Source organism: Nitrobacter winogradskyi Nb-255 (genome assembly GCF_000012725.1).
In the GTDB taxonomy this organism is placed as follows: Bacteria; Pseudomonadota; Alphaproteobacteria; order Rhizobiales; family Xanthobacteraceae; genus Nitrobacter; species Nitrobacter winogradskyi.
In genome coordinates this window covers 3,382,349-3,402,093 of sequence record NC_007406.1, presented here as the reverse complement: position 1 = coordinate 3,402,093, position 19,745 = coordinate 3,382,349, and the positions used below count along the sequence as shown (strand labels likewise).

The following is a 19,745-nucleotide window of genomic DNA, read 5'->3' as shown; positions in this document are numbered from 1 at the left end:
AAGCTTCACTAACGTGAATATCGCCGCCGATATGCACGTCCACTCAAGATTATCTCATCAGAATTATCTGAAGAGCCGCGAGTGCCGCGAGCCCCTAGAGAAATACACCACGCTCCAATTCTCGCAACGGCTTTCGCGTCGCGGCTGCGTCGCGCAAATCGAATGAGGGCACGGGACATGCTCGACTTCCGGCGCGTCCAATCAGCAACGGTTTGAATCTGCGCGTGGATTCGATGCCCTTCGTGCGGTGTTACAAATTCGCCGCGCTGTCTAAAATACTTTAAGAAAGGATAAACCAGGGCGAAGCGCGAGGTCGTTTTGAAAGTGCTTCCTCACGCTATGGAGATAAGTGATTAGCTAGGCGCATTTTTTTCTGGCTGTTTTTGCGGGTAGCCTACGGCGGCCGCGCGCCCATCGGGGCGTGCCTACGAAATTTATGGATATATTCGATTGGATATATCGAAGGATAATCGTGCAGCATTCTCGATTCGGAAAGCGAGAAGGCCGCCGCACTTAGCCGGATGGACGCTGCTTCAGGTCAAAACGGATCGGATGGGGATCTTTGTTTTCGTAACACGTGTTCGCGATTCGGAACGTGCAGCGAACGGCCGTGGCGAACGATGGCGTGATACCATCATCAGGCGCGACGTGAATGCTGAAGTGTTCTGTTACCATTCCAGAGCATGATCCGATCAAGTTGATCGGACCATGCTCTATTCTGGTTGATCTTTCGTGCGGCGAACAGGTCGTTCTCTTCGTCGAGAAGTGCTCTATCCGGCGGGCGCCGGATTCGGGTCCGGCCGCGCAAAAAATAAAGGCCCGGCGCTCGGCCGGGCCTTCTGGGAATGGCGACGCCAAGTGTCTTGATCAGCTCATTGTGCGAGCTTGGCGATTCGATGCGTCAGCCGGGAAACCTTGCGGCTCGCATTATTCTTGTGAATGATGTTCTGCTGGCCGGCTCGCATCAATTCCGGTTCCGCGCGCTTCATCGCCTGGATCGCGGCGTCACGATCGCCCTTCGCGATCGCTTCCTCGACGATCCTGACCGTGCCGCGCATCAGGGTGCGCCGCGACCTGTTGATGGCGGTCCGGCGGGCAATCTTGCGTGTCGCTTTCTTGGCGGAGGTCGTGTTGGCCATGGTCTCAACGAATCCTTCGGCGGTGCCCGCCACGAGATACCAGCCGGTGGCCGGTCGTTCGATTGCGCGGGTGGGCCTGAATGTGTTTTCCTGTGTTCCTGAAAACGCCGACCTCGGAATTCACGGCCTCGCGAGGGGTCTTTTTCAAAGAACAGCGGCGGCAGGATCGTCCCGCCGCCATCGGCGGTCTTATAGAGCCCCTGTTTTCGAGCGTCAACGTCTCCCCGTGGGCGGATGCGGTGAAAACGGCCTTCTCGAAAGCCTCGAAAGAGACGCTGGCGAGATTGAATTTCGCGTTTTTGGGGGATAAGGGCGACTTGCGGCCGCTTGGGAATGGGGAATAGGGAGCAGGTGACGGCATGATCCGTGCGATTCTTCGTTTCATCGGGCTGCTGCTGCTGGCCGGCGGTTTCATTTTTCTGATCTATGACGGCGCCCGGTCAATCGCCGATCAGGCCTTGCGGCTGACCAAACTCGGCGAATTCTGGAACGATATTCATCAGGCCAGCCAGCACGCGGTTCGGACCCAGATCGAAGCCTTGGCTCCCTGGATGTGGGATCTCGTCAAGCTGGCTTTGAATCAGCCGGCCTTCGCGGTGCTCGGCGTCGCGGGCATTCTTCTGATGCTGCTGTTCCGGCCGCGACCGCCGCTGATCGGCTACGCGCGGGATTGAGCGGCGGGAGCTTGGGTGCCGGCCGCGAGGTGGATACCTTCCGTTAACCATAGCCGCCGCGGAACCAGGCGACCTCGTAAAACAAGGGAATAAGCCGGTGCGGCTCGCCCGCATTTCGAATCTTTTCGGTAGCTGCGCTGGCGTTGCCGGCGCGCCGCTAAATCAACGGATCGCGCAATTGACCTGTCGGCAGGGTGCGAGGTTACTATTCTCTTCGCGACGATACGACGATAATCGTCATCGCCACATCCAGTTACGACCCCAGTCAGCCTTCCAGCCGACGAGACGTCCCCTGCGGAATTGCAGGTAGAGGCGGTCCTTGCGGTTGAAGAGGTTGCTGCCGCCGTACTTTAGCAGCGCCAGGAATACCTCGTTGCCGGGCGAGCCTCCCATGTAGTTCAGGGTCTCGCCAAGCGCATTCGCGACGGTCATCGGATCCATGCCGAAAGCCAGCGGAACATGGTTTGAGAGCGTTTCGGTAAAGGGCGGCGAGTACGCCGGTCCCGCGACCGCCGGCTGCGCGTGCCCCGGAGGGACCCAGGCCGCGAAAAATGCAACGAGGCATGTCGACCAAAAGACTGATATCCGCTGTTTCATGATGCCGCCTGCCTGGCATGACAGAATGGAATTCCGGACGACACAAAATAACGCCTTTGTTTGCGAAGAGCGTCCGCTTGCGAGAAGCGCTAACACCAAGTTGTAACACATTCGCGCTGTTCCTCCACGCCTCCGCGAGGGTGGCCAGGTGACCGCGGTTACTTTCGCCAGGCGGTGGAGCCGGTGCCGGTCCCCTCCGGTCGATGCAGTCTATTGCCCTTGAACTGTCGGCGATCGGCTTACGCAAGCGTTAACACTACCTCTTAATCTTCGCGAATCTACTTATCGGCTAAAGTCCCCAAAGCGCCAAACTGACATCCATGAGGACCAATGACGCCTACGACCGGATCGCGCAAAAAGCGCCGTTTGCTTCTGGCGTCCGACCGGATCGACCGAAGCAGCGATCTCTGCGCTATTCTGCAAGGCGTAGCCGACGTTGATACCACCCTGACCTCCGGCATTCCGGACCGTCCGGCGGGGCGATTCGCGGGTATCGTCGTCGATATCAATCTGCGCTCGCCTGAAAGTGTTCTGCAGGTGCGCGGCAAGCTCTCCGCCGAGGACTATGGATCGATACCTCGGTTGTTCGTTCTGGCTGATGCCTTTCACCACGGATCGATGCAGGCATGGGCGCTCGGCGCCACCGATGTCATCTTGCGCCCGTTGGACGCGCAAGCCGTACTGCAGCGCGTCCGCTCCGTATTTCCCGACGACCACGACGGCAGCATAGCAAGCACCAACGCTCTGAATCGGGGCATTGCCGCGGCGCATGCCGTACTGGTGAAGATATTCGAGAGTCTTCCTGCCGGCGTTCCGCTCTCCTTCAGCGATGTCATGGAGGCGGAGCAGGAAATTCTGACGGCGATCAAACTCTCCTCGTTGCGTGACTGGCTCGCCACCGTCGGACGGCACCATACTCATACCTATCGTCACTGCCTGTTCGTGACGGGCTTCGCCGCCGCCTTCGCGCAGCATCTCGGAATGCGAGAGGACGACCAGCGCCGGCTTGCGCGCGCCGCCTTGCTTCATGATGTGGGGAAGGCCTTCGTTCCCGTCACAATTCTCGACAAGCCAGGCAGGCTCGACAATGAGGAGAAGGATGAAACTCGCCGGCATGCGCGACTTGGCTACGACGCTCTCCTGAGGCAGGGCGGCTTTCCGTCCGAAATGCTCGACGTTGTTCTGCACCATCATGAGATGCTCGATGGCTCGGGCTATCCGGATGGTCTGCATGGCGAGGAGATCAGCGACATCGTGCGCCTCACCACGATCGTGGACATTCATGCCGCGCTGGTCGAGAAACGAGCCTATCGTCTTCCCTTAACGCACGCTGAATCATTTGCGACCATGGAGGAAATGGGCGGCAAGATCGATCAGCATTTGCTGCAGGCGTTTCGTCCGGTGGCGCTGGGCTGCTGACCTGTTGCGCCGGGGAGGGGGTCCATCATCCCGGCGGTGTTTGGAGAGGCCGCGGCCATTCTCAGAGAACGGTGCCCTGACCGCGGCAGTTTGGCCGCGCCGGCAAGGCAGTTTTCCCGGGACCTGTATACGGCGCTTCCTTAATTAATGGATATGCGGAGAAGGCCCATGACGGCGCAATCAACGGTGACCTTATGCGGTGCGCCGCGTCGTCCGGCGCTCGCTCAGCAGGAACGAATCACCCATCAAAGCCTCCCGTCTAAAACGCTTCGAAACCCACACCTCAATCAAGATCAATAGGTTATGAGCCTGATGTACAATTCAGGAGACGTTGCCGATGTCGCGTCAATCGGCTAGATGAGATGCTTCAGCTACCGTGGCCAGCTGGATAGAGCGTCGCCTTCCGAGGGCAGATGCCGATCCCGCGGACGCGGAGAAGGAGACCGAAAAGAGGACTTAGTTACAAGGGCTTTGCCCGATGGGGCGTCCCAGCCCTTCAAAATCGTAGGAACCTCGCGTAAGCACTGCGCAGATGCACCCGTAGCTCAGCTGGATAGAGCGTTGCCCTCCGAAGGCAAAGGTCACACGTTCGAATCGTGTCGGGTGCGCCACTTGGTACTCATCTGCGAACGCAGTTCCGGCCCCGTTTGACTGGCGAGAACTGCCTGTTCCAGCACATCCTTACTGCCCTTGATGCGGATTTGCGCGTCGTCAACCTCAATGACGTCGATTAATGTGCGAAGGTAGGCTTTTCGGAATGGCGTCGAGCCAGTCGTCAGGTTTTCTCGCATGGTCCGGCCAAAGCTTTCGATAAGTGCCGGGTCAATGCGGATATCAGCTCTATGCCGAGATGTTGTTGCTTCAAGTGCCGCCCTTGCGCGGTCTCGATCCGCTTTTAGTTGGCTCAGTCGGCCCTGCAAGACCTCATCGAGATCGGTAACGCCGTCTTCGACAAGCCGGTAGAGGCGCTTGAGTCGCTCGTCTGCTTCCGATACCTCGCGCTGAAGCGCCATGATGCGCTTGTTCTCGCTCTCGGCTTTTGCAGCGCGTCGGGCCTTCAGGGAGGACAGCATCACCGCAAGACGTTCCGGCTGGAGCAGGCGCTCGACAAGATGTTCGGTGACAAGGCCATCCAGCTTGTCCATCGGGATCGAGCGACCCTTACACACGGACTTTCCTTTTCGGGCACAGGTCGAGCAGGTGTAATAGCGATGAACTGCGCCGGTCGATGATGTCCCGGTGCGAAGCGTCATCGCGCCTGCACAGGTGGCACACACCGCCAGTCCTGTGAGCAGAATGGGTCCGGTGGTGAGCCGAGGAGCCACAACTCGCGGGCTTCGAGCTCGAAGCTGCGCTTGCACCTGTTCGAAAACGTGCGGCTCGATGATGGCAGGAACAGCTATCTTGACGATCTCAGTATCCGGCTTTCGCTGCCGGGTTCGAGAGGAGGTTACATTGAACTGCCATTCGCCGATGTAGACCGTGTTGGTGAGAACCTTGTGGACGCCGGCGACCCCAAAAGTCTGGCCCCGGCGAGTTCGATAACCATTGCGATTGAGCCATTTGACAACTTCCTTGATGCCAAGGGCACCCGAAGTCCCGTCTCCGTAAAGATAGAGCTTGTAGATGAGGCGGACGTACTCCGCTTCGACGGCATCGACATCCAGTTTCTTCTTGATTTTGGTGCCACGCTTTTCCGCTTCGACGAGCTTGTAACCCAACGGAGCCGTGGCGCCGTTCCAGAAGCCCTGCCGAGCATTTTCCTTCATCGAACGGATGACGTGCTTCGCGTTCTCTCGTGACTGATATTCATCGAACAGCGCAATCACCTTGCGCATCATGGCGTGGACTGGCTCGTTCTCATCGCCGACTGGTTGGGTGATCGAGACCACCCTAACCTTGTGCCGAGCCAGCTTCCGCAGATAGAATTCCTGTTCGAATGCTTCACGGAAGAAGCGGCTGTAACTGTGTACAATGATGACGTCGAAGGCGTTTTCTCCATCGCAGGCCCGCTCGATCATTTGCTGAAAGATCGGACGCCGATCGTCGGTCGCAGAAGCGCCGGCTTCGACAAACTCTGCTGCAGGCTCATAGCCGTGAGCGCGACACCAGGATTGCAGTTGATGGCGCTGGTCGGGAATCGACAAATCGTGCTCAGCCTGCCGCCCTGTCGAAACTCGCATGTAAAGAGCTGCCCGATGCATCGATGGCAGCGTCTGCGCGGCTTTGTGAACGCTCATGGAAATACCAATTTCTGAAGCTGCCATTGTTGCACCCCAGAGACGCACCGCCAAGGCGTCCGAGCAATATGGCTCAACCTTTCAGCATGTCCCCGATCAGCTGGCCAAGGTAGGTCTCGATGATATCGAGCTCTCGCTCCGTCACCGGAGGAGTTGCAGTCCAATCGTCAATAACTTCCGGGTAGCTCGATGGCTCGCGCGGAAGGGTGTCCGCAACAATGCGAGGATCGTCATTAGCGACGATCTCTATTGCTACAGTCGAACCGCGCTTCCGACTCATTCCTATGGGTATCCGTCAAGCTTCGCGCGGCCTTTGGACGGGGCCGCGGTTGACGGTGCGTAACAGGGCAAACAAGCCCGACTGCCGCAATTGCTGGAAACTGGAGTAGTCTCGGAAGCACGCGGAGGGCGACGCCCGATTCGCTCAGACGGTACCAATCAAGATCGATTCCGAGGTCTCGACATGCGCGTCATGGACATCCCGTCGTTCCCGAGACCGATCGAAATCCTCGATCTTGAAACTCTTTTCGCAGCCCGTCTCAACGAGACGGTCGTGATGTGGCCCCGCCAGGCGATCCCGCTCTTGGGCTACATGTGCCACCCGAACGATGAGGCAGAGCGCCACGGCCTCGTGAACCTGCTTCGCAGTTGGCCGAACTACGAAGGACCGGGGCAGCCACCCGTTCCCGAAAGGCTTCCCCGAATCCAGGGCAATTGGCTGAAGGTCACTGACATCTTTCATTTGTACTGCGACTTGATCGATGGTCAGCACCAGGAGCGGCGTGGCGGGCCCAGCATAGGAAAGGCCATTTCGCTGGTTGAAGCCAACGCAAAGAGCCGGGGCACCAGCGAGACCAATCTCTGGAAACTTTGGAGCGACTACAAGGACGTGGCGCACCTGGTGACGGCGGCCACCCTGGTTTGTGCAGAAGTGTGCACCAGATTTAGCGAAAGCCCTCCAAGGCTGAACCCAACTCAGTTTTTGCCGTTTCAGATGGCGCTATTAATGCCTGATCTGGTGTTGGCCGTCGCTCAAGAGTTCGAGCGTCTCGGCCGCGCAAAGAGAGAAGATCCGCACTCAGAGCCCGCGCTTGACGCCGACACGCACTGGCGGATTCCAAGCGACATCAATGTCGCGCCGCTCCCCCCGCCGCCTCGCAAGATTCGACCGCAGGACATTAAAGTCCTGAACGATCGCCGAGCAGGCAATCGTGGGCGTGCCAACAAGACTACTCCAGTTTCAGACTGAAGCATGCGACGGACGTCGAAGTCCGGGGTACCTCCACGGTGTAACGGTTGCCGGAGCGATGTCTGGCAGCCCTAACCAGAGAGGTTGCCGTCATGGATTTGCAGTCGCCAAAATCGTCTCGAAACACCCCGACCGCGGAAGGCATGCTGACGCCTAAGGAGTTTGCGAAGGCGCAGAAGGTCAGCCTGTCGTGGCTCGCCAAGGCCCGCAAGCGCGGCGACGGTCCGTCGTTTGTGAGATTCGGTCGGTCCGTCCGCTATTTCCCGATACGCAGGCCGTAAAAGACGATCGACGCAAAATGGGGCGGGCGCCCCTTTGCGATCAAATACAAATAACTCGCAATACACCAGTATACACCGAGATATATAAGCAACGTCATGTATTGGGAATATTCTACTAAGTACATATAGCCATTATACTATTTACAATTTCCCAAATTACACTTAGATACATCTGCAGCTATCCCAGTCCACCATCGGCGCCAAGGACGCCTTCCCAACGTGGCCAAACCGTCCCTCCTCGAACCCTCATTTGCCGACGCGCTCTCTGCGATCGAACAGTCGACGGACCTGTCACCGCAGAAGCGGTCTCAGTGGGCATCAGCGTTGCGCCAGATTGGCAAGGCGCTCGACAAACCGATGGAAACTCTGCCGGCTCGCTGGACGTCGGCGCGGTTTAACGTTGGGCGCCTTCATCACGCGGCAGTGGGCGCCAACGCCAAGACGCTCGCCAATCAAAAGTCGAATGTCAAAGCGGCACTTTGCTGGTTCTGCAATGAGCGTGATGTGGCACCACGCGGTGTGCCGTTCGTGGCCGCCTGGGCTACCTTGCGCGAGAGCATCGATGACTCTGGCTGCAAAAGGCGCCTTTCTGGCCTGATGCGCTACTGCTCCGGTTGCGGTATCGAGCCTGCGGCTGTCGATGATGCGACACTCGATGCCTATTTTGTCTATCGAAGTCAGACGACATCACTCTCCACGAATCTCGCCGCCCGTCGCTCAATAGCCCGCGCCTGGAATGTGTGTGTCGGTCACAGCGCGGTCTGGCCACAGCGGAAGCTTGCCGAGCCAGCCCTGCAATCGGCGGACGGGCCCGGTTGGAACGACTTTCCCCCGAACCTTCAAAAAGATATCGACGCTTACCTCGCCAGTCTCCAGAAGATCCGCAAAGGGACGAACGGCAAGCGTTATCGTCCCTGCAGCGCATCCACCATCAAAACCCGCAGGGCCGAACTGTGGGCAGTGGCGCGAAAGGCGGTCAGGATCGGCACCCCCATTGGACGACTGAATTCGCTTGCGGCCCTCGTGCATCCCGATGTGGCCGGGCCCGTCCTCGACGCCTATTGGCGTGATAACGGCGATGAGCCAAAAATCTTCACCATCGAGTTGGCGTCTAAGTTACTCGGACTGGCGCGCTATTTGCGTCTGGATCAAGAGGCGATCGATCGCCTGGAGGACTACCGCGCCGCTCTTGAAGAGCATCGGCAAGGCGGCTTGACGGAAAAGAACCTGGCGGTTGTCCGAAAGGTGCTGACGCCGGGTGTCTGGAGAAGCGTTGTCAATTTGCCAGGGCAATTAATGCGCGACGCCCGTGCCAATCTCTCCTACGCTCCGATCAAGGCGGCGCTCACGGCCCAGATCGCGGTCGCTATTTCGATCCTGTGTTTCGCGCCCATCCGCCTCGGCAATCTGGGCACCATCAGGATGGACCAGAATCTGATCAAGCCGGGCGGGCCTAAATCACCATTTTGGCTGAGCTTTCCGCACTATGATGTGAAAAACCGTGTTTCCCTCGACTTCACTTTTGACGACGAGCTAACAGCACTGATCGACGAATACATCCATCAGTATCGGCCGCATCTGATACGCGGAGCGAACTCTGACTTCCTGTTTCCCGGAGTGAGCGGGGGCCCGAAGACCGCCAGCATGTTCAGCGGCCAGATTACCGACCGGATTGAAGAGGTAGCGGGTCTACGGCTTACCGTTCATCAGTTTCGCCATGCGGCCGCAGCAATTTACTTGCGACACAATCCCGGCGCCTACGAGGTCGTGAAGCGCCTGCTCGGTCACCGCAATATGCAGACCACGATCAACTTCTACTGCGGTCTGGAAACGGTGCAAGCCACCCAGCAATTCGGCAAGATGATTCGCGGGCAAATGACGTTCGAGGAGGAAGTTGCATGATGCCGGCAACCTCGAAAGTTCCCGCATCAAGACCTCATCGTTTTCAGGCGCGATCATTGCCGATCGCAGAGTGGCCGGCAGCAGATCGCGACGCATGGATTGCGGCGTGCCGTCCGAGCCAAAGGCTGGTTCGGGGCGGTGCCGGGGCTCACATGAAGCCAATCACGCTTTCGGATCTCGCGCGCCGCTACGGCTATTTTCTTGATTTCCTGGATCGGTCGGGTTTGTTCGATCGCCGTAGGCCCGCCGCCGGCAACGTTACGCCCGAGAACGTCGCCGGGTATCTGAATGAACTGCAAACGAGGGTTTCATCCGTTACTGTCTACGGATCGATCTACAAGTTGCGGCGGGCCAGCGAGTTGCTCGATCCTCACAGCGAATTTTTCTGGTTGACGGAGATCGAAAAAGATCTCGCTTTGATGATGCGACCGCGCTCGAAAGCCGATCGGTTCGTGCTCAGCGAAGTTCTGGTTGAGAATGGCCTGACCTTGATGGCCGAGGCAGATCATTCGACCACCTGCTCCGACCTTGCCAAGGCGCGTCAGTTTCGCAATGGATTGATGGTTGCCATGCTGGCGCTGCATCCCATTCGCCTCAAGAACTTTGCGGGTCTCGAAATCGGGCGCAACTTTGTGAATATCGAAGGGCGGTGGTGGATTATTCTCGGCGCTGCTGAGACCAAAGAAAAACGCCCTGACGAACGTCGCCTCGATGACATGCTAGCTCCCATGCTGGAGAAGTACCTGTCCAATTATCTGGATGTGCTGGCACAAGAGAGCGAATCAAATGCACTGTGGTTATCCTCGGCGGATGGCCACCCAATGACCTACAGTGCCGTCGCTGACGCGATCAAAAGAACCACTTCGACGGCAATAGGGGTCGGGGTCTCTTCACACATGTTTCGGACTGCCGCAGCATCAAGCGCAGCGGTCCACGCTGGTCACAACCCGTACCTGGCAAGTGCTCTCCTTCATCACCGAGACCCGCGCGTCACCGAAGAACACTACAATCGCGCATCAAGCCTGAGCGCAGCCAAGAAATTTGCCCGAATTATCAGGCGAGACCGAGACTGTTAGTGCACAAAGCTGCGGCGGCACCGACGACGTAGTCGAACTGCCATGGTCCTGCTCACGCTTTGAATTCGAGGCGTAGCAGCCGTAAGGCGTTTGCGGTCACCAAAACGGTCGCACCAGTGTCGGCCAGGATCGCCATCCAGAGCGGTGTTGCCCCGAAAAGCGTGGTGACGAGAAAAACGCTCTTCAGGCCGAGCGCAAGCATGATGTTCTGCCAGATATTGGCGAGCGTCGCGCGCGATAACGCGATCAATTCGGCAACGCCGGTGACACGGTTTTTCAGAAGCGCCGCGTCCGCAGTCTCCAATGCCACGTCCGTGCCACCTCCCATGGCGATGCCCACCGAGGACGCGGCAAGCGCGGGCGCATCGTTGATGCCGTCGCCGACCATGGCGATAGGGCCTTCGCTCTTATAAACCGAGATCGCGTCGAGCTTGGCGTCCGGCAGCAGTTCGGCCCTGATTTCAAGTCCGAGTGCGTCGCCGATCGCAGCCGCTGTACGGGCATTGTCGCCGGTCAGCATGACCGGGCGTATGCCAAGAGCGCGCAGCTTCGCAAGGCCGTCAGCGGCATCTGGACGCGGCTCGTCACGCAGCGCGATTAGTCCGACGAGTTGCTTGCCCTCGCTGACCACCACGACGGTTTTGCCTTGGCTTTCGAGAGCCTCGATCTGTTTCCTGACTTTCTCCGGCACCTCGCCTTGTTCGCTGGCGTGGCGTGGCGATCCGACCGAGACGAAACCAGCCTTAAGTCGGGCCGTTACTGCCTTGCCAGGCGTCGCGATCCCGCCGCCAAAGGCTTTGGGGATCTCGAGACCGCGCCTTTCAGCCTCGGCGACAATCGCCGCTCCCAGCGGATGGCTGGAGCCACGCTCGACGGCAGCGGACTTCGCCAGGATATCGGCCTCGGTGCCTTCGATCACGACAATATCGGTGACCTGAGGGTGACCCATGGTCAGCGTGCCGGTCTTATCGAAGGCGACAGTTCTGACCTTGCCGAGCGTTTCCAATGCCGCGCCCCCTTTAATGAGGAGGCCGCGTCTCGCGCCACTGGCCAACCCCGAAGCGATCGCGGCCGGGGTGGATATCACCAGAGCGCAGGGACACGCGATCAGCAGCACCGCCAACCCGCGATAGACCCAGGTGAACCAGTCGGCGCCGAACATCAGCGGAGGAACGAGGACAACGAGCGCCGAAACGGCCATGGCGGCCGGCGTGTACCAGCGACTGAAGCGGTCAATGAACCGGGCCGTTGGCGCCTTCGATCCCTGCGCTTCCTCAACCATGTGAACAATGCGGGCAATCGTGTTATCGGCGGCCGTCCGGGTGATTTTGACACGCAACTCGCCATTAGCATTGATGCTGCCGGCATAGACCGTTGATCCGGGCTCCTTGCCGACCGGAACAGATTCGCCGGTCACCGGTGCCTCGTTGACCTCCGATACGCCCTCGATCACGGTCCCGTCGGAAGGTACACGGTCGCCCGGCCGGACGATCACGGCATCGCCGACGACCAGATCTCCGACCGGCACCGTCTCAATGTCGGAGCCGGTTTGACGGCGGGCAGTGCGCGGTACGAGATCGATCAGCGCTTTGATGCCGGCGCGCGCTCGTCCGGCTGCAACGCCTTCCAGCAGTTCGCCGACCGCAAAGAGGAACACGACGACGGCGGCCTCTCCCGCCTCACCGATGGCTACGGCGCCGATTGCAGCGATCGACATCAGCGTCTCGATGCTGAACGGCGTGCCCGACAGGGCGCCGGCGAGCGCACGCCGGCCGATCGGAATCAGGCCGACCAGAGTGGCGGCGATGTAGGCCCAGTTCGACCAGTCCGGCTCGATATACGACACCGCGAAAGCGAGCAGCAACAAGGCCCCTGTGCCGATGACCAGCCGTCCTTTCGACGACGACCACCACGTACCTTCCGCCGAATCACGATCATCATCGCGACGACTCGACGACATGACATGCTCAGACGGATCGGCAGGTGTGTAGCCGAGCGCCCTGATCTTGGCCTCGATTGTGGTGCGGGATGTGCGGTCTTCGTCGACCGCCAACGAGAGCGACTGCAGGCCGTAGTTGACATTGATGTCGCTGACGCCCGGCAACCGCTGCATCGCGTTCTCGATTTTCGCGGCGCAGGCGCCGCAATCCATCCCTTCGATACGCAGCTTCAACGGACTCGCGGTTGCCATGAGTCACCTCGACAAATTCGACATGACCACCCATATGGACCCTGTAGTAACTATAGGGTCAAGACGATGACAGGCGATTTCCTGGCCATTGGCGAGTTGGGGCGAAGGACGGACACCAAGATCGAAACAATCCGCTACTATGAGCGAATTGGACTGCTTGCCGCGCCGGGCCGGACGGCGGGCAACTACCGGGCCTATGGTCCAGAGCACCTCAATCGGCTGAGCTTCATCCGGCGCTCGCGAAATCTTGGGTTTTCGCTCGACCAAGTGCGCGCATTGCTCGACTTGGCCGACCAGCACGATCGCTCCTGCGACGCTGTCGATGCAATCGCCAAAGAGCACCGGGCCGAGGTTGATCGAAAGATTGCCGACTTGCGCACTCTGCGTCGTGAACTCGACAGCATGATCGATCAGTGTCGCTGCGGCACGGTTGCCGATTGCCGGATCATCGAGGCGCTGTCGCCCACAACCATAGTCGCGCCATAAGACAAGACTTAAGGCTTTGTCTTGCAGCAATCGGACGGATCTTCTTGAATCGGCGGGCAAGATACGTCTGCGTATGAGCAGTAGACGCAACAATCTCCGGGCTTGGGCTTCAAAACGACACCGCACGCCTGACATTCGTAGAAATATTGGCAGGCGTCCGTTGGCATTATCTCTTTCGATATTGCACCGCATTGCGGGCAAGTAATGGTGGCCTCTAGGATAGCCATGGGCTTCCCTCTACTGATGATTTAAGATCAGAGGGCCTGTGACCCGCGATAGTGTGCGAACACGCGCTGTTGTCCCTGTCCGAACAGAACCACCTCGTAAGTCTCAGGCAGCGTCCCTGAAACCTCCATGCCCGGAGAACCGATGGGCATGCCGGCAACGGCCAAGCCCGTCGCTTGCGGCCGCTTGACGAGCTTGATCGCCTCGGCGGGAACATGCCCCTCGACGACATAGCTACCGACTTCTGCCGTATGGCAGGAGATCAGGGCATCGGGCACGCCGAGTCTCGTTTTGAGCGGCGTGAGGTCTGCCGCTTCGACCACCTCGGCCGGAAATCCGGCTGCCTTCACATGAGCAACCCAGCCGCCGCAACAACCGCAGTTCGGGTCACGAGTCACAGTCATCTTCGGTAGTGCCTCGGCCGCCCACGATGGTCACGGTAGCATGAAAGCAAGGGCCGCCTGTGCCGCGCCGATGATCAGTGCCCGCCGTGTCGCAGATAGCTCGGTTGTCATCATGTTTCTCCTTCCGTTGGCTGTTTCTTCGAGTCCGTCCTCCGATCGAAGTTGCGCATGACATATCTCACCAGAAGAAGACGTATTTCACGAGAGCGGCGATCAACAGCGCCAGCACGAGGATGCCGAGTAGGCCGGCGAGACCCATACCCCATCCCATGGCCCCCATCATGTCATGCATCATCGGACCCTCCTCTCATTCAGCGGCTGCCTTGAGGCCGGCTGGACACTGTTCGATGATCGTCTCATCGGCGGCCACACTCCGCGGCAGCCGCCACCCCTTGATCAGCGCATAGACGGCCGGGATTACGACCAGCGTGAGCACGGTCGAGGAGACCATGCCGCCGATCATCGGCACTGCGATGCGTTGCATCACTTCCGAACCGGTGCCGGTGCTCCACAGGATCGGGATGAGGCCGGCTGTGATGGCGATGACGGTCATCATCTTCGGCCGGACACGTTCGACGGCGCCGAGCATGATCGCTTCGTAGAGATCTGTGCGGGTGAAGGGCCGTCCTTCCGCCTCCCGCTCAACCTTTAGTTCCGCCATCGCCTGTTCGAGATAGATCAGCATGATGACGCCGGTCTCGGCGGCGACGCCGGCAAGCGCGATGAAGCCGACCGCCACGGCGACCGACATGTTGAAGCCGAGCCACCACATCAACCAGATGCCGCCGACCAGCGCGAATGGCAGCGACAGCATGACAATGAGCGTCTCGGTCAGCGCCCGGAAGTTGAGGTAGAGCAACAGGAAAATGACCAGCAGCGTCACCGGCACGACGATCTTCAACCGCGCTTCTGCGCGTTGAAGATACTCAAACTGGCCGCTCCACGAGACATAGGTACCGGGTGGCAGCTTGACCTCGGTCGCGACCGCTTGCTGTGCCGCGGCGACATAGCCGCCGAGATCGCGGCCGGCGATATCAACGAAGACGTAGACTGCGAGCTGACCGTTCTCGGTGCGGATCGAGGTGGCGCCGCGGGTCAGCTCGACCTTGGCGACCTCGCCGAGCGGCACCGTTCCACCTCCCGGCAACGGCACCTGCACGTCACGAGCGATCGATTGTGGGTCACTCCTGAAAGCGCGCGGATAGCGGATGGTGACGGCGTAGCGTTCGCGACCCTCAACGGTCGTGGTCACCGTCTCGGCCCCGAGCGCGCTTGCGATCACGGCCTGGACGTCGCCAATGGCCAAGCCATAGCGACCAAGCGCGTCGCGATCCGGCACGATGTCAAGGTAGTAGCCGCCGATCACCCGCTCGGCATAGGCACTGGATGTGCCCGGCAGCGATCGCAGCACCCGCTCGATCTCACGAGCCGCCTGCTCCATCTGAGCGAGATCCGTTCCGAACACTTTGACACCGACTGGCGTGCGAATGCCGGTCGCAAGCATATCGATGCGAGCGCGGATCGGCATGGTCCAGGCATTGGAGACGCCGGGAAATTGCAATGCCCGGTCCATTTCGGTCTTCAGGCTGTCGATGGTGACACCGGGCCGCCATTCGCTCTTCGGCTTCAGATTAATGATGGTCTCGAACATCTCCATCGGCGCCGGATCGGTGGCGGTGAGCGCACGTCCCGCCTTACCATGGACCGAAGCCACCTCCGGGAAGCTCTTGATGATCCGGTCCTGCACTTGCAGAAGCTCAGCCGCCTTGGTCACGGAAATCCCTGGTAAGGTCGTCGGCATGTACATCAGTGCCCCCTCGTCGATGCTCGGCATGAACTCCGAACCGAGTTGTCGTGCCGGCCAGACAGTCACTCCGAGGACAATGAGCGCGATAAGGATGGTGAGCGTCTTCGCCTTCAGGACTCCGCGGATGACTGGCCGGTAGACCCAGATCAGGAAACGGTTGATTGGGTTCCGGTGCTCCGGGATGATCCGGCCGCGCACGAAGACCACCATCAACGCCGGCACCAGTGTCACCGACAGCAACGCCGCGGCCGCCATCGCGAAGGTCTTTGTGAAGGCGAGCGGACCGAACATCCGGCCCTCCTGCGACTCCAGCGTGAAGATCGGCAGGAAGGAGACGGTGATAACGAGCAGGCTGAAGAACAGCGCCGGACCGACCTGGCTCGCCGCCTCGATCAGGATTTCGACGCGCGGCTTGTCGGGCGGTGCGCGCTCCAAATGCTTGTGAGCGTTTTCGATCATCACGATGGCGGCGTCGATCATGGCGCCGACGGCGATGGCGATGCCACCGAGGCTCATGATGTTGGAGCCAAGCCCAATCGCCTTCATCGCCGCGAAGGCGATGAAGATGCCGACCGGCAGCATCAGGATGGCGACAAGCGCGCTGCGCAAATGTAGCAGGAACACCACGCAGACCAGCGCCACAATGATGCTCTCCTCGATCAGCGTGCCCTTCAGGGTCTCGATCGCCCGGCCGATCAGTTCGGAACGGTCGTAGACCGGCACGATCTCGGCGCCCTCGGGCAGGCTCGACGCAATCTCGGCAAGTCGCGCCTTGACGTTCTCGATCACGGTCAGCGCGTTGGCACCGAAGCGTTGCAGGACGATGCCGCTCGCGACTTCGCTTTCGCCGTTGAGTTCAGTGATACCGCGCCGTTCGCCCGGCTCGATTTCGACGCGGGCAACGTCTCTCACGCGCAGCGACACGCCACGGTCGGTCTTCAGCACCACATTTTCGATGTCGGCGGCGCTTCTGATATAGCCGCGACCGCGCACCATGAATTCAAATTCGGAGAGCTCGACGGTGCGACCGCCGACATCGGCGTTGCTGGCCTTGACGGCCTCGCGCACGCGGTCGAGCGGGATGCCCAACGCCCGCAGTCTGTTGGGATCGACCACGATCGAATATTGCTTCACGAAGCCGCCGACGCTGGCGACTTCCGCGACGCCATCCGCCTTGGAGGCCCCGAAGCGGATCACCCAGTCCTGCAGAGAGCGCAGCTCGGCGAGCGTCATCTCCTTCGCGACGACGGCGTATTGGTAGACCCAGCCGACACCGGTCGCATCCGGACCGAGGGTTGGCGTCACGCCCGCCGGCAACCGCTGAGCGGCAGCGTTGAGATATTCAAGGACGCGGCTTCGTGCCCAATAGGGATCGGTGCCGTCTTCGAAGATCACATAGACGAAGGAGACGCCAAAGAAGGAGAAGCCGCGCACGACTTTTGACTTCGGCACCGTCAGCATCGAGGTCGTCAGCGGATAGGTGACCTGATCCTCGACCACTTGCGGCGCCTGGCCGGGATAGTTGGTGTAGACGATCACCTGCACGTCCGAGAGGTCGGGGATGGCGTCGAGCGGCAGCGTCTTCAGCGCATAGAGCCCGGCGGCAACGGCGAAGATCGTGCCGACGAATACGAGCACAAGGTTGCGGGCCGACCAGCCAATGAGTCGGGCGATCATGGCCGGGCCTCCGGTGGGGTCAGGCCGCGGAGCGCCGCCTTTAGATTGCTCTCGGCGTCGATCAGGAAGTTCGCCGCGACAACGACACGGTCACCCTCCGCAATCCCCTCGCGGATTTCGGTGAGCCCTTCGCCACGCAAGCCGATCTTCACGTCGCGCGGTTCGAACCGGCCATCTCCACGATCTATGATCACGACCTGTCGCGTGCCGGTGTCGATCACCGCGCTGTCTGGAACGGCAACCACAGGCGCGGCATCGCCGGTGCCGATCTCCACCTCGGCATACATATTAGGGAGCAGAACACCGTCAGGATTGGCAATTTCGATCCGCACGCGCGCGGTTCGCGTCGCTTCACCGACCTGAGGATAGATCAGCGACACACGCCCTTCGAAGGAGCGCCCCGGTAGGCTTCGGACTCGTACCGTCACCGGCGCACCAATTCGAACGGCCGCAAGATCGAACTCCGGAACGTCCGCGAGCACCCAGATGGTCGAGATGTCGGCGAGGCGGAATAGCACATCGCCTGGCGCTGCCTTCATGCCCTCAACGACATTGCGTTCGAGCACGACGCCGTCGCGCGGCGCGCGCCATGTGATCGATAGCGGCACCTTGCGGGTACGCTCGATCTCGGCGATGGCCTCGGGTGGTACTCCCAGATTTTCCAGGCGCTGGCGAGCACCGCCGATAGCGCCGTCGCGACCGCCAATATTGAGATCGCTGAGAAACAGCGCACCCGCGGCAGCGATGTCGGGCGAGTAGAGCCGGACCAGTACCTGGCCTTTCGTCACTCGGTCTCCAGTCGTAACATTCGCCACTTCGTTGACGAAAGCATCGCTCCGCGTTGCAACCACAGAGATGCGCCGCTCGTCGAGCTGGATCATTCCCGGTACGCGCATCAGTCTGCCGACGGTGCGGCGCTTGACCAACTCGGATCGCACACCGGTCCGTTGGAGTTTGCCAAGCGACACCCGCACGACCGAGCCGCCGTCATCCTCGCCTTCATAGACCGGGATGTAGTCCATCCCCATCGAGTCCTTCTTCGGCGTCGGTGAGGTGTCCGGCAGACCCATCGGATTGCGGTAGTAGAGGACGCGCCGCGCGCCGGGCTGCCCGGTCGCCTCGGCTGTCGTCGGCTGCTTCTCTTCGAAGCTCACATCCTCGCTGGCGCGAACGGCGCGGAAAGCACGGCCGTCTGCGGTTTTGCGCGGTGTTGCCGAGTAAGCTGGCTTACCGTCAGGGTCCTGATAGTAAATCACCGCTCCCGTGCCGGCCGGCTCTGCCGCTGCGAAGGTTGCCTCGACACCAAGCCATTCGCGGAGGCCGGTGATCGGAAGATTCCGAACACCCGCCCAATAGCCTCCGGCCCCCGCCGCTAAAATAGCGGCGAGGGCGAGGCCCATGAGAGCGAGCGGTTTCATGGTGTCGCTTTCAGGACCAGTTTGTTCTCGAGCGTTCCGGTTTCACCCTGGATCTTGGCGCCGAGCGAAAGCCGCCAGCCACCAGCCATCGTCAGGTTGGTCTTGAAGCGATAGACGCCCGGCTCGGTCGATGGCAGAGCCTCGATCGGCGCCGCCATCGACTCCATACCGTCGGGCGCCATGTCGATCCGGGTCGCGAAGATGACCGCGTCCGGAACTGCTTTGCCGGATCGCTTGTCGATGAGCCGGACAGCGACGATGGCGCCGTTACCGTGCTTGATCTCAGTTTGAACGAGTCGAAACGCATAGTCCGTGATGTCGGCTTTCGCTGCCGAGAAGGCCGTCACGGAAAGCGCGGCCGCAAGCACCGCCGCAACGGCGCGCTTCGTAAGAGCAGTTATCATAGTTTGAAGTTCCTAGTTTCATCGGAGCACCGTGCGCATGGCCCGGCGTTGCGCGGCCTACGGCCACGCGCTCTCGACCGCCCGAGCACACGCTGGGGCGGCGCGAACCGGCACCGAAGCGCCGGCGATGTTCTAGGTTCTCGGAGGTCGAGCTGGAGGTTCTACCGCGAGCGCATCGCGCACGACGTCGTTGCCTAGAGAAAGAGAATCGCTTTGATCCCAAAAAATGAAGGCAAGACTCGAAAGCGTCGGCGTGACCGAGAAGCACTTGGCCATACAGATCGCCATCAACGGGCAGGACTTCTGGCAATCCGGGACGGCCGGTTTCTCATGCGGGCAGCAGGGCATATCGTCCGGCATCGACGCCATGGAGATATCAGAGGCGGCCGCCACCACGGCTCCGCTCACCGATCCGGTGAACGGTCCAGCAATAAGCCCCACGATCGCAAGGATCGGGAGCAACCTGCGGAGCCAGATGCCTACCCTCATGATCGGAAAATGGCACAGGCTTCGCGTTCTGGGAAGACGGGGAAAATGACCCTTTCGTGAAGAGTCG

General features: G+C 60.2%; 18 protein-coding genes, 1 tRNA gene and 1 pseudogene. 10 read left to right on the top strand and 10 right to left on the bottom strand.

Translation table 11 applies throughout. The annotated features are described in order from the left end of the window. Window positions 1-872: 872 nt before the first annotated feature. Window positions 873-1,139 (bottom strand): 30S ribosomal protein S20, encoded by a 267-nt coding sequence (rpsT, locus tag NWI_RS16345; protein ID WP_011316298.1) that lies wholly within the window; start codon window positions 1,137-1,139, stop codon window positions 873-875. A gap of 92 nt (window positions 1,140-1,231) precedes the next feature. On the opposite strand from rpsT, the gene NWI_RS16340 reads away from it, so the two are divergent. Both NWI_RS16340 and NWI_RS16335 read left to right on the top strand, forming a co-directional pair. After that, a complete protein-coding gene (locus NWI_RS16340) occupies window positions 1,232-1,483 on the top strand; it encodes a hypothetical protein (protein WP_148203895.1) in 252 nt (83 codons plus the stop codon). 15 nt (window positions 1,484-1,498) lie between these two features. Further along, a complete protein-coding gene (locus NWI_RS16335) occupies window positions 1,499-1,813 on the top strand; it encodes a hypothetical protein (RefSeq protein WP_011316296.1) in 315 nt (104 codons plus the stop codon). A gap of 237 nt (window positions 1,814-2,050) precedes the next feature. Here NWI_RS16335 and NWI_RS16330 read toward each other — a convergent pair whose 3' ends face one another. Continuing rightward, window positions 2,051-2,410, bottom strand: a complete 360-nt coding sequence (locus NWI_RS16330; protein ID WP_041345239.1) for a hypothetical protein — start codon at window positions 2,408-2,410, stop codon at window positions 2,051-2,053. Between the two features lie 330 nt (window positions 2,411-2,740). On the opposite strand from NWI_RS16330, the gene NWI_RS16325 reads away from it, so the two are divergent. Then, window positions 2,741-3,829: an HD-GYP domain-containing protein gene (locus tag NWI_RS16325; protein WP_011316294.1), complete on the top strand. Its 1,089-nt coding sequence runs from the start codon at window positions 2,741-2,743 to the stop codon at window positions 3,827-3,829. Window positions 3,830-4,363: 534 nt separating this feature from the next. Then, window positions 4,364-4,440, top strand: a tRNA-Arg gene (locus tag NWI_RS16320). On the opposite strand, the gene NWI_RS17335 is transcribed toward NWI_RS16320, so the two are convergent. Together NWI_RS17335 and NWI_RS16300 are read right to left on the bottom strand one after the other, a co-directional pair. Continuing rightward, the gene (locus NWI_RS17335) at window positions 4,411-6,096 is read right to left on the bottom strand and encodes a recombinase family protein (RefSeq protein ID WP_011316293.1); all 1,686 of its coding nucleotides are present in this window, start codon (window positions 6,094-6,096) and stop codon (window positions 4,411-4,413) included. The two genes, NWI_RS16320 and NWI_RS17335, sit on opposite strands and share 30 nt — an antisense overlap. Before the next feature lie 46 nt (window positions 6,097-6,142). Continuing rightward, a complete protein-coding gene (locus NWI_RS16300) occupies window positions 6,143-6,349 on the bottom strand; it encodes a hypothetical protein (protein ID WP_041345232.1) in 207 nt (68 codons plus the stop codon). Between the two features lie 183 nt (window positions 6,350-6,532). Here NWI_RS16300 and NWI_RS16295 point away from each other — a divergent pair, with 183 nt between their 5' ends. From NWI_RS16295 to NWI_RS16280, 4 genes are all read left to right on the top strand, one after another. Further along, the gene (locus NWI_RS16295; protein ID WP_011316292.1) at window positions 6,533-7,318 is read left to right on the top strand and encodes a hypothetical protein; all 786 of its coding nucleotides are present in this window, start codon (window positions 6,533-6,535) and stop codon (window positions 7,316-7,318) included. Window positions 7,319-7,461: 143 nt separating this feature from the next. Continuing rightward, on the top strand, window positions 7,462-7,599 hold the full coding sequence (locus NWI_RS16290) for a hypothetical protein (protein ID WP_187147995.1): 138 nt from the start codon (window positions 7,462-7,464) through the stop codon (window positions 7,597-7,599). 219 nt (window positions 7,600-7,818) lie between these two features. Then, the gene (locus tag NWI_RS16285) at window positions 7,819-9,501 is read left to right on the top strand and encodes a site-specific integrase (RefSeq protein ID WP_011316291.1); all 1,683 of its coding nucleotides are present in this window, start codon (window positions 7,819-7,821) and stop codon (window positions 9,499-9,501) included. Next, on the top strand, window positions 9,498-10,577 hold the full coding sequence (locus tag NWI_RS16280; RefSeq protein WP_011316290.1) for a tyrosine-type recombinase/integrase: 1,080 nt from the start codon (window positions 9,498-9,500) through the stop codon (window positions 10,575-10,577). Before NWI_RS16285 ends, NWI_RS16280 begins: the two co-directional genes overlap by 4 nt. Before the next feature lie 52 nt (window positions 10,578-10,629). Here the strand turns inward: NWI_RS16280 and NWI_RS16275 are convergent, their stop codons facing one another. Beyond that, window positions 10,630-12,768, bottom strand: a complete 2,139-nt coding sequence (locus tag NWI_RS16275) for a heavy metal translocating P-type ATPase (protein WP_011316289.1) — start codon at window positions 12,766-12,768, stop codon at window positions 10,630-10,632. Window positions 12,769-12,834: 66 nt separating this feature from the next. On the opposite strand from NWI_RS16275, the gene NWI_RS16270 reads away from it, so the two are divergent. Further along, window positions 12,835-13,254 carry a MerR family transcriptional regulator gene (locus NWI_RS16270; protein WP_011316288.1) on the top strand — a complete coding sequence of 140 codons (420 nt, stop codon included), beginning with the start codon at window positions 12,835-12,837 and terminating at the stop codon, window positions 13,252-13,254. A gap of 8 nt (window positions 13,255-13,262) precedes the next feature. On the opposite strand, the gene NWI_RS18435 is transcribed toward NWI_RS16270, so the two are convergent. From NWI_RS18435 to NWI_RS16250, 5 genes and pseudogenes are all read right to left on the bottom strand, one after another. Then, window positions 13,263-13,481: a GDCCVxC domain-containing (seleno)protein gene (locus NWI_RS18435; protein WP_081431756.1), complete on the bottom strand. Its 219-nt coding sequence runs from the start codon at window positions 13,479-13,481 to the stop codon at window positions 13,263-13,265. A gap of 27 nt (window positions 13,482-13,508) precedes the next feature. After that, window positions 13,509-13,994, bottom strand: a pseudogene (locus tag NWI_RS16265) (DUF411 domain-containing protein). A gap of 196 nt (window positions 13,995-14,190) precedes the next feature. Further along, the gene (locus NWI_RS16260) at window positions 14,191-17,367 is read right to left on the bottom strand and encodes an efflux RND transporter permease subunit (protein ID WP_011316286.1); all 3,177 of its coding nucleotides are present in this window, start codon (window positions 17,365-17,367) and stop codon (window positions 14,191-14,193) included. After that, window positions 17,364-18,785 (bottom strand): efflux RND transporter periplasmic adaptor subunit, encoded by a 1,422-nt coding sequence (locus tag NWI_RS16255; protein WP_011316285.1) that lies wholly within the window; start codon window positions 18,783-18,785, stop codon window positions 17,364-17,366. Before NWI_RS16255 ends, NWI_RS16260 begins: the two co-directional genes overlap by 4 nt. Beyond that, window positions 18,782-19,189, bottom strand: a complete 408-nt coding sequence (locus NWI_RS16250; RefSeq protein WP_011316284.1) for a FixH family protein — start codon at window positions 19,187-19,189, stop codon at window positions 18,782-18,784. The genes NWI_RS16255 and NWI_RS16250 overlap by 4 nt, the downstream gene beginning before the upstream one ends. Window positions 19,190-19,415: 226 nt before the next feature. Between NWI_RS16250 and NWI_RS18080 the strand changes: the two genes are divergently transcribed. Next, the gene (locus tag NWI_RS18080; RefSeq protein ID WP_011316283.1) at window positions 19,416-19,727 is read left to right on the top strand and encodes a hypothetical protein; all 312 of its coding nucleotides are present in this window, start codon (window positions 19,416-19,418) and stop codon (window positions 19,725-19,727) included. Window positions 19,728-19,745 lie beyond the last annotated feature (18 nt).